At 47.2% G+C, this 4342-nt stretch carries 3 protein-coding genes and 1 pseudogene; 2 read left to right on the forward strand and 2 right to left on the reverse strand.

The window, feature by feature from the left end; genetic code table 11:
* Positions 1-121: 121 nt before the first annotated feature.
* Positions 122-304 (forward strand): annotated as a pseudogene (locus tag FTU55_RS14540) (CoA transferase); the annotation flags it as partial.
* Positions 305-400: 96 nt separating this feature from the next.
* Here the strand turns inward: FTU55_RS14540 and FTU55_RS14545 are convergent.
* A complete protein-coding gene (locus FTU55_RS14545) occupies positions 401-1309 on the reverse strand; it encodes an alpha/beta fold hydrolase (RefSeq protein WP_180047440.1) in 909 nt (302 codons plus the stop codon).
* 21 nt (positions 1310-1330) lie between these two features.
* Positions 1331-1876, reverse strand: coding sequence for a PadR family transcriptional regulator (locus tag FTU55_RS14550; protein ID WP_075166819.1), 546 nt, complete (start codon positions 1874-1876; stop codon positions 1331-1333).
* A gap of 134 nt (positions 1877-2010) precedes the next feature.
* Between FTU55_RS14550 and FTU55_RS14555 the strand changes: the two genes are divergently transcribed.
* A complete protein-coding gene (locus tag FTU55_RS14555) occupies positions 2011-4035 on the forward strand; it encodes an NADPH-dependent 2,4-dienoyl-CoA reductase (protein ID WP_163145746.1) in 2025 nt (674 codons plus the stop codon).
* The last annotated feature ends 307 nt before the right edge of the window (positions 4036-4342 follow it).

Here is a 4342-nt window from a genome sequence, read left to right on the forward strand (position 1 = left end):
CAATTACGCAGAATAATTCGGTACTATTGAACATCAGGACTAGAGTTGTGAGTTTGGTGTGATAACTCAACTGATGGCTCTAGTCCTCTTATTTTTCAAGTCAATTTCTTATCCGCGATTCAGGTTAAATACGCAATTTAAAATGATTGCATCACCAATCAAGCTGTCAGATACCCCAGTCGAATACCGACAGGCACCCCCACAACTGGGTGAACATACGGCCTATATTCTGTCCCGTTTTAAATCTGCCGAAGAACTGCAGGCTTTAAAACAGCAGGGCATTATTGATGGGAAAATTGCCTAGCGCTTTGCCTTGATTGCTAATCTTCACTTGCTTTTTGCCGAACCTCACACTGTTCGGCTTTTTTATTGAGTGCGCTATAAATATTGATGCAGATACTTACTGATGCTGCAACAAAAAGCGTTTAATTTCACGGGCAAATTTCAGCGGCTCAGTCAGTAGCGGAGTATGCCCTGATTTTTCAAATAACACCTGCTGTGCCTGTGCCACACTCTGGGCAATCAGGGTTTGCCCCTGTACCGGATAGAGTACCGATTGCACCCCGCTAAAAAACACCGTAGGACAGTTTAGCTGGCTTAAGGCCTCGCGATAATCTTCGGTATGCTCCAAATAGTTACGGATATACCAGGCCATATAGTCCAGTCGAGATGAGGGTAACAGCAGATGTTGCAAACGTGGCTGTTGCAGGATTTTACGAAAGATGGCTCGCTGGCGAGGGTTGTTATTTTGCAGCTCAATAAACTGCATCCATAAAGCAAACAGTTGATCTTTGGCTGTGTTATTTAAATCGTGAATCCACTGAAGATGTGCGTGTTCCGTAAATAGCGCGGACAGTTCAGATAAAATCTGTTTAAAGTGGCTGTGCTGCTGACCAAACAGGCCATAAGCCCAGTGTTCATCTACCATGATTTTCGGGGTCTGATCAATATGCAGATAGGCTTTTAATTGCGTTGCCAGCTGTCCATATTGCATGCCATGCATGGCGGTGGTCGCGCCCATCGAATAGGCAATGATCATAAACTGTTGCAGCTGTAGTTGCTGAATTAAGGATTGCACATCCTGCCAGTGGCTGGAAATGGCATCCAGCTCCGGAATACGGCACTGTTTCGAACCGCCAAAGCCGCGCCAGTCGGGGATAATAAAACGGAACTGTTTGCGTAGCGGCCACAAAAACGGCAGCCATTGCCAGCTGTGCATGCCCAAACCGGACAGTACCAGCACTGGTTGGCCCTGACCAAATTCACGTACAAATAAACCTTCGCCATCGGGCATGACATAATACGGCATGAGATTTCATTCCTTGAAATTTTATTGTTGTTGATCAAAGGCTTTTAGCGCCGGAATCACCGCGTCCAGCCAGCGAATCCAGCCGATTTCCTGCTCGATACCCAGCTGTAAAATCATTTTATGAATATATAAGGTACGATTTTCGTCGGTCTGCTGGGCAAAGTCTTTGGCATAAATGGCCTGATACAGCTGTAATTTTTCCTGATGCAACTGTAAATGCCGCTCTAGCTCGGGCAAGACCTCATTGCCGCCGAGTTGTGCTTCGGCCCGTAAACGCACCATCAGTTCTTCACGGAGCTGCGCCGGAGGACTTTGCTTGACCATCCAGTCGGCCAGTTCGACCCGGCCTGCGCCCTCAACCTGATAGGTTTTTTTACGGCCTTGGGCATCTTCTTCAGCCAAAGTGGAAATCCAGCCTTTGCTGAGCATGCTGTTTAATTCACGATAAATCTGCTGATGGGTGGCATTCCAGAAAAAGCCCATCGAGCGATCAAAGCGCCGGGCTAGTTCAATGCCCGTGCTGGGTTTTTCAATCAGGCTGGTGAGTAACACATGGGCTAAAGACATAGATGAGATCATGCAAGTATGAATCTAAAATATTATGCAACATGTTGCATAAAAGTCAAAATTCGCATATAAATTTATGCAACAAGTTGCATTAACATAAAAATAGCCCGCTTTGGGCCACCCAAGGAGAGAATATGTCGAATTATCCGCATCTGTTAGCCCCGCTTGATTTAGGCTTTACCACCTTAAAAAACCGCGTACTTATGGGTTCTATGCACGTGGGGCTTGAAGAAGCACCAAATGGTTATGCACGGATGGCAGCATTCTACGCAGAGCGCGCCAAAGGTGGCGTAGGCCTGATTGTGACCGGCGGGATTTCTCCGAATGATGCTGGCTTAACCTTTGCAGGCGGCAATAAACTCGACACCCTGGCCGAAGCTGAAAAACATAAAGTGGTCACCCAAGCCGTGCATGAAGCGGGTGGTAAAATTGCCTTGCAGATTTTGCATACCGGACGTTATTCCTATCAGCCAGATATTGTAGCGCCATCCGCGATTCAGGCGCCTATTAACCCGTCTAAACCGCATGCACTTACCTCGGCTGAAGTGCAGCAGACCATCGCCGATTTTGCCAACTGTGCCAAGCTGGCCAAATATGCCGGTTATGACGGTGTTGAAATTATGGGTTCGGAAGGCTACTTGATTAACGAGTTTATTGCCAAGCGTACCAATCATCGTGATGATGAATGGGGCGGCAGCTATGAAAACCGGATTCGCTTTCCAATTGAAATCGTGAAACGTACCCGTGCCGAAGTCGGTGAAAACTTCATTATTATCTATCGTCTGTCAATGCTGGATTTGGTCGAAGGCGGATCAAGTTTTGAAGAAGTGGTGCAGCTGGCCAAAGAAATTGAAAAAGCCGGCGCGACCATTATTAATACTGGTATTGGCTGGCATGAAGCACGTATTCCGACCATTGCCACCAAAGTGCCGCGTGCGGCTTTTAGCTGGGTCACAGAAAAGCTCAAGGGTGAAGTCAAAATTCCTTTAATTACCTCCAACCGGATTAACACCCCGGAAATGGCAGAACATGTACTGGCGACCGGTCAGGCCGATATGGTGTCGATGGCGCGTCCATTTTTGGCAGATGCCGATTTTGTAGTAAAAGCCGAGCAGGGCCGTAGCGATGAAATTAATACCTGTATTGCCTGTAACCAGGCCTGTCTGGACCATATTTTCTCCATGAAAATTGCCTCCTGTCTGGTCAATCCGCGTGCCTGTCATGAAACCGAACTGATCTTTAAAGAAGCGAGCCAGCCGAAAAACATTGCGGTGATTGGGGCTGGTCCAGCCGGTTTAAGCTTTGCAATTTATGCGGCAGACCGTGGTCATGAAGTCACTATTTTTGAAGCCTCTAACCAGATTGGCGGGCAGTTTAATATTGCCAAGACCATTCCGGGCAAAGAAGAATTTTATGAAACCTTGCGTTATTTCAAACGTCAAATTGAGTTGCAGCCACGCATTCAGCTAAAACTGAACCATACGGCCAGCTTTGATGAGCTGAGCAAGAGCAGTTTTGATGAAATTGTGGTGGCAACCGGGGTGACTCCACGTCAGCTGGAGATTGAAGGAATTGATCATCCAAAAGTCCTGAGCTATCTGGATGTGCTGAAAGAGCGTCGACCGGTGGCGAAACGGGTTGCGATTATTGGTGCCGGTGGAATTGGTTTTGATACCGCAGAATACTTAAGCCATGCTGGTGAAAGTGGCAGTCTGAATCCGGAAAAATTCTATGATGAATGGGGGATTGATACCGAATATGAGCATGTCGGTGGCCTGAAACCGGCACAGGTAGAAGCCTCCAATCATGAAATCTATTTATTGCAGCGTAAAGCGTCTTCGGTGGGAGCGGGCTTGGGCAAAACCACCGGCTGGATTCACCGTACCGGCTTAAAAAACCGTGACGTTAAAATGATGGCCGGCGTAAGCTACCAGAAAATTGATGATCAGGGGCTGCATATTACGGTCAATGACCAGCCGATGCTGTTGGAAGTTGAAAATGTGGTGATCTGTGCCGGACAAGAATCTTATACTGCTATGTACGATCAGCTGCAAGCTGCGGGTAAAAATGTGCATCTAATTGGCGGTGCCAAGGAAGCCGGTGAGCTAGATGCCAAACGCGCAATCCGTCAGGGCGCAGAGTTGGCGGCGAAAATTTAATGCAATTCCTTCACCCTCTCCCTATGGAAGAGCGCTGGGGAGAGGGTGAATAACCGCCTCTGCCCTGTGCAGCAGGGTTGCTCATCTTCTGGAAGCTGAGGGAATTCACTGAATAGAATCAACTCCTTCCTTTGAAAAAGGGAGGTTGGGAGGGATTCTTGTAGAAAAACCCTTCTAAATCCCATTGCTGTCCCACAATTTTTCACAAGAGGAAGCTCATTTGAGCTTCCTCTTGTTTTATGGGTATTTTATCGGGTGAAAATAAAGCTTTTAAAGTTCTTCTTTCAAACAAATTCACTTGAATTAT

It is taken from the genome of Acinetobacter sp. YH12117 (genome assembly GCF_013418865.1).
Lineage (GTDB): Bacteria > Pseudomonadota > Gammaproteobacteria > Pseudomonadales > Moraxellaceae > Acinetobacter > Acinetobacter indicus.

What these genes read in the sequence shown, in the direction of transcription:
- FTU55_RS14545 (WP_180047440.1), bottom strand. Translation starts at nt 1,309, where the DNA reads ATGCCGTATTATGTCATGCCCGATGGCGAAGGTTTATTTGTACGTGAA.
- FTU55_RS14550 (WP_075166819.1), bottom strand. Translation starts at nt 1,876, where the DNA reads ATGTCTTTAGCCCATGTGTTACTCACCAGCCTGATTGAAAAACCCAGC.
- FTU55_RS14555 (WP_163145746.1), top strand. Translation starts at nt 2,011, where the DNA reads ATGTCGAATTATCCGCATCTGTTAGCCCCGCTTGATTTAGGCTTTACC.